This window comes from Endozoicomonas sp. ONNA2, assembly GCF_024606365.1.
Taxonomy (GTDB): Bacteria; Pseudomonadota; Gammaproteobacteria; order Pseudomonadales; family Endozoicomonadaceae; genus Endozoicomonas.
Map to the genome: position 1 here is coordinate 1 of NZ_JAHHPO010000390.1, position 5180 is coordinate 5180.

The 5180-nt window shown below is 48.4% G+C and carries 7 protein-coding genes; 1 reads left to right on the forward strand and 6 read right to left on the reverse strand.

Annotation, left to right across the window (positions count from 1 at the left end; translation table 11 throughout):
* Both KDK14_RS07105 and KDK14_RS07110 read right to left on the reverse strand, forming a co-directional pair.
* A partial coding sequence (locus KDK14_RS07105; protein ID WP_257264350.1) for a hypothetical protein occupies positions 1 to 223 on the reverse strand: 223 nt, incomplete at its 3' end.
* A 33-nt stretch (positions 224 to 256) separates the two neighbouring features.
* Complete coding sequence (locus KDK14_RS07110; RefSeq protein ID WP_257264352.1) at positions 257 to 1039, reverse strand: hypothetical protein; 783 nt, start codon at positions 1037 to 1039, stop codon at positions 257 to 259.
* Positions 1040 to 1059: 20 nt separating this feature from the next.
* On the opposite strand from KDK14_RS07110, the gene KDK14_RS07115 reads away from it, so the two are divergent.
* Positions 1060 to 1473, forward strand: a complete 414-nt coding sequence (locus KDK14_RS07115; protein WP_257264354.1) for a hypothetical protein — start codon at positions 1060 to 1062, stop codon at positions 1471 to 1473.
* Here the strand turns inward: KDK14_RS07115 and KDK14_RS07120 are convergent.
* The 4 genes from KDK14_RS07120 to KDK14_RS07135 form a co-directional block, all read right to left on the reverse strand.
* Positions 1434 to 1844 carry an NlpC/P60 family protein gene (locus tag KDK14_RS07120; protein WP_257264356.1) on the reverse strand — a complete coding sequence of 137 codons (411 nt, stop codon included), beginning with the start codon at positions 1842 to 1844 and terminating at the stop codon, positions 1434 to 1436. The genes KDK14_RS07115 and KDK14_RS07120 overlap by 40 nt on opposite strands.
* Before the next feature lie 145 nt (positions 1845 to 1989).
* Entirely contained in the window at positions 1990 to 2481 is a 492-nt protein-coding gene (locus KDK14_RS07125) for a DUF1833 domain-containing protein (protein WP_257264357.1), read from the reverse strand.
* 34 nt (positions 2482 to 2515) lie between these two features.
* On the reverse strand, positions 2516 to 3037 hold the full coding sequence (locus tag KDK14_RS07130) for a hypothetical protein (RefSeq protein ID WP_257264359.1): 522 nt from the start codon (positions 3035 to 3037) through the stop codon (positions 2516 to 2518).
* On the reverse strand, positions 3037 to 5180 hold a 2144-nt coding region (locus tag KDK14_RS07135), incomplete at its 5' end, for a hypothetical protein (protein ID WP_257264360.1). The genes KDK14_RS07130 and KDK14_RS07135, both read right to left, overlap by 1 nt.

Here is a 5180-nt window from a genome sequence, read left to right on the forward strand (position 1 = left end):
GGGTGCGGCGAATGGCGGTGCGGGTGCAGTCGCTGATGGTGCCATTGAACACCGTCACGCCACCGCCGGTGGGATTGCCATTGTCGTCCACCAACTCGGCGCCAATCTGCAAGCTGACGCCGACGCTGTACTCATCGCCGTTGTCTTCGTTGACGCCCATCAACCCGCCGGGAAACACCACGTCCACGGCAATGCGGCTGATTTCGGTCTCCACCGCGTTCAATAGGTACGGTCCCAGGGTAATCGGTTCAGACATCTACTGACCGCCCGCTTCGGCAGCCGTGACCACGGCGGTGTGAAACAGCGTCACCTTGCCCAGTGGCGGGATGATTTCGGTGGTGACTTCGGCAAAGTTCTCAATTGGTGTGTCTTCCAGGCGAATACTGGATATCCGGTTTTCACCCTGGCCAATGCAGAACAGTTGATAGAGGTACTGTTCATTGGCTTCGTATTCTGAATAGGGTTTGGCGGCAAAGTCAGGGTAAATGCGCATGCGGCCATAGTTGACCGGAATCGGTGAGCCGAGGCGGGCGGCGTTGCCCTGGGTTCCCAGTGAGTAGGTGGGCGATCCGGTGGACGGTGTGGCGCTGTTGGGCAGGCCCGGTGGCGGGAACACGGCGCTGATGAGCATGGCACCGCCCATCATAATGCCTGCGCTGGCCATAGAACCAACAAAAGTTAAGCCTGTTTTAGTAGCAAACATACCGCCCCAGCCAGCCACCATGCCAGGTACAAACACCGACATGGCAATCATGGCAATAGCTGCCAATGGATTAGAACCGCTGTCGCCACCGGTAGGTAGCGTGACAAAACAGACTGGTCCATCAATCAGCTGGTCATACTCTGCCCGCAGCAGCTCGCTGCCGTTGTACACGCATACAGTGGGCAAATAATTAAGTCGTTTATTACCTCCATTTTCTGCCAGCCACTGGCGTATGGTCAGTGATTTATTTAACGAGTATTTACTGACGTCAGACAAGTCAAATGGATTATTCAACCAATAGACGGCTGGCGTCTGTGTGATACTATCGCCGTTCATTTTATACCGTGGTGATGATTATGAAAAAGTTCATTCTGGCTGCTTCTATCGTATTAACAGGTTGTGCTGCGGGGCCAGACAATGTAGATGCGTTAAAAAAAATTGATTACAAAGACCAATTTACGGTAAATACTGGTTATCAACAAATTTATAGAAATTTTAAAAATGCTTTCACTAAATGTGGAGGGATGGAATCACGATGGCTGAAACCTATTGCAGTTGATGCAGAACTTTATACTGACATTAATGAAGGCCAATTTACTGTTAATATTGTTCCTACCGTTGGTCAACCAAAGCCAATGACTTATATCTCTATTAAAGAAAAATCAATAGACAGTTCTGTTGTTACTGTTTATTACCGCTGGCAGGAGCATTTACAACAAGAATCTATTGTCTATCGCCGCTGGGCTAACGGCGACCTGACCTGCGAATGACGATAGAACCGTGGACAACACCACCCATTCTGCTCCAGCGTCACCCGGTCCTCAAACACCACACCCGCCTGGCGGTGACAATGCAAAAACCGCCCGCCCATAACATCCAGCCACAGCCCGCAATGGGTGGCGCGGTGGTGCCCCGGCGTAAAAAACACCAGGCACAAATGCTCCGGTGTTGGGATTGGCTGCCAGGGTGACAAGTTCTTGTCATCTTCAAAGGCTTTTACCACCTGGCGCAAGTTGTCGGCATCAATGGCGATGGCGGGCAAATCAATCTGCAAATGGTCCCGGTAGATATCGCGCACCAGTGTCCAGCAGTCCTGCTGGTCATTGATCCAGGGTCGGCCGATGTAGTTGCTGATGTTCACGTTGCAAACCCAGTGGGTTTTTATCCTGATATGGATTTTAACGACAGTTGTCGTTATAGCCAGAGTAAAAAAAGTTGCCAGTCTGGCGGATTATTTTTTGCTTATGGCCTACTGATTTTTGCATAGGCGAACAAGCAAACATAATTTATGCTAACCCCGGAAACCGGTCACTGGTGTAGTTCTCTTTCGGAAACGGCAGATTGGCCGGATTGATGTGCGCCGCCGTCAGCGTCACGCTGGTCATCGTGGCACTGGCATTGCGGATCGCTAGTTTAATGCTGGACAACCGGGTAATGCTGTCGTCGCCCTCGTCCACCAGGTAGGGCCTGAACACCACATGGATGCTGTCACCGGAGCGGCTGGCAATGTCCAGGTACGGCGTCATAAAACCACTGACGTTATCCACGGTGATCTGCAGCGACGGGTCCGGCTCTTCACTGATCGGCGGGCGCTTGATGCTGAAAAAGAACGGCGTGAACTCCACCGTGTCGCCGGTCTCAATCTCGGCGGTCAACGGGTCGTTGTCGGCGACAATGCGCAGCGGCTGGGTAAACTGCGGGTGCATCAGCTCCAGGGTATAGAGCATCACCCGGGTATCGTCGGCGTTGGCGTAGGCTTCTTTTTCGGCGGGGGTCACTTTCGGTGGCCGGTGGACAGTGGCCGGTGGTCAGTTAAAAGACTGTTGAGCCCTGGTCAAGGTTGGGCAGCAGTTTGGCAAAAGGATCTTCTGCCAAAGCGTTTTTCAGCTGGTTCTTTACCGCCTCCCGTTGAGCTGCACCGTGATCTACCTCATCAAATACATCATGAAACTGTTCTGCAGAAGTACCATAGGCAGCCTGCCTAAACATCGTGTATTCCCTATGCCTGACATCCTCAACAGTAAGTAACTCAGGTTGTTCTACCATTACTGGTTCAGGCATAGGATCTGGGTATTCTCCCTCCTCATTGGGAACCAGAGCATCATTGTATGCCCTCACCTTCTTGCACTCTTTGAGCCAGTCCTTGTAAGACTCGAACCAGTCCCAATCAATACCCAGTAGGTACATACCAATAAAGAGATTAACTACCTTATCATTGGTTCCCTTATGGTGATTAACACACTGAACTACATCAGACCAAGACTTAGTCTCAGGTCTCTGTAGCTCTACTTGGTTCCCTTCTTCGTCATAGGCATAGAATAAAGACAGATCCATCAGTATTGTACTCCATCAGAGTGATAGGGAAGTTCTACCCTCTTCTGACCAACAATCACAGTCTCACCGTTCAGATCTGTCACTGTGGATTGTTTGTCTACGATGTTGAACTTGTTGTCGTCTCCCCACGATTCTCCGTTGTGTTTTACCTCTTTGTAAAAACACTGCATATAATTTCCTGTAAGATAGCTACCTATTTTGGTAAATGGTGAACCTATAGGTAATGTAATAGGGTCATGCGTTATAGGGACTACGTGACCGGCTGAAGACAATTTTTGATTATCTATAATGCCTGCATATTTAAGGGACAGACTGCTATATCTAGTACTTGTTGATTCTGTTGGTATTTTCCCGGACAGCCAGCTATTCAAAACGCTAGGTTTTGCGTAAAAAGTATTGGCCGCCAGTGCGGTATTAGTCAGGCAAGTTACAACCGAATTATCAGCCAACTCAAAAGGATTAGCACTGGTTCGGTAGAAGATCATGTAACATTCTTCAGTACCGATTGCTCCAGCATGAGAATTTGCCGCAGACTCGAAATTAGGTTTAGTTACCCCTGTTGCATCAACCCAAGTAGTTCCTTTGTCTCTTGTTTTCAGAGCCTGATAACACTTCAGACACTTCCTACTCAGCTTATAATTCTTACTGGTTCCATCTGGTATCAGACTCTCACCTTCTTCACCTACACTGAGCCAATTACCCGGAATACCGTGAGTCTTCCACTCATCAGGCATAGCATCGAGTGAACCAATGATGTCTACCATCAGGAATTGGGGGCGGGCTGGGTTTGAAAGCGCAAATACTACGTATTTATTGCCTTCTCTAGTTACTGACCTATCTAGTTTTATTCTCGTACCACCACTTGTTTCGTGGTAAAGGGAAATACCTAAAAATGTTATTGATCCATCAATACTCTTACCAAATACAGGAACTCCTGCTCTGAATGTTTTAGGTAAATTTGAGTTTAACCAAATAACAGAATCTCGATCTCCGCCTGCGTCTGCTGAATCTAATTCAAAATATTTGTATGTCCCCTCAGCACCACTAAACGTCTCACCAGCTATAGCTCTATTAAAGCTATCGAACAGCAATGCCTGCCGGTCTACTACGTTCTTAGCTGAGTAATAGAGAGGAGTGAAGTCGTCTGCGTAGATAGCGTCGTAGGGTTTTCTGTCTGGGTTACTAACGTACTTAGTACTCTGCGCTTCGGCCTGTATAGATCCTCCAAGCCCCCAAGGTTTACCAGCATTTCCCTCAATACTTGTAACAAACTTGAAGCAGTCCAATGTGGAATTTATCGCTCCTGCAGCCACTGTACTGTGCCAATCACCGCCTGCCCAAGTTTCACTAACATCGACATAAGAAGTACTCCCTTCTGGATTAAACACCGGGTGATAAGCCCCTTGGTTCCTTCTAGCTACCCTACCCAACAACAAAGCATAAGTGTCACCAGTCTTATACAAACCAGTCTGCACCTTGGTATAGCCATGCTCAGTAGCGATAGCATCCCTGTCATAGCCTGTATTGGTTCGGTGTGGCGTAATACTTCTATGAGAATAAAAATTACCATTCCAGTCTATAAACACATCATCAAAAGCTATAGCTCTATCAGCCGTACTCTCTGCTTCTGATAATGTGACCTTTCGCCACCTACCAAAAGTAACGAGCCTGCCGTTTATGTTGAATGAGATCTCGTCCTTAAACTCGAACTTATTTGAAGTTAATCCTCCACCTTCGTAATAAAAGTTAAACAAATCCTCTTTATCAACACTCCCAATCACTCCAGAATACGGATACATAGCCTGAAGCAACGGCGTCCAGCCAATATCCAGATGACCTTTAGCATCGGCTACAGGATATGAGCCAGCAGTGGGTACAACACTACCTTCATCGTTATGTACTATAGCTACAGCTTCATCTCTTGCAGCTTTAGCTTCATTAGCGGCGGTTTTGGCTTCTTCTTTGGCGTTTACCGCACTGGTATTGGCCGCGTCTGCGCTTTGGGAATGGCCTTTGGCTTCATCGGCCATGATAGTGGCGCGATCGGCCTGTTCAGTGGCTTCAGAAATCGCCTGGTCTACATTGCCAAACTTGTCAGCAATGGCACTGACCGCCACGGCATCCTGCGCCGCTTCCGTCGCAC

Bases quoted from the DNA above. Each gene is read 5' to 3' on its own strand.
- KDK14_RS07115 (WP_257264354.1), top strand. From the start codon at position 1,060: ATGAAAAAGTTCATTCTGGCTGCTTCTATCGTATTAACAGGTTGTGCT.
- KDK14_RS07110 (WP_257264352.1), bottom strand. From the start codon at position 1,039: ATGAACGGCGATAGTATCACACAGACGCCAGCCGTCTATTGGTTGAAT.
- KDK14_RS07130 (WP_257264359.1), bottom strand. From the start codon at position 3,037: ATGGATCTGTCTTTATTCTATGCCTATGACGAAGAAGGGAACCAAGTA.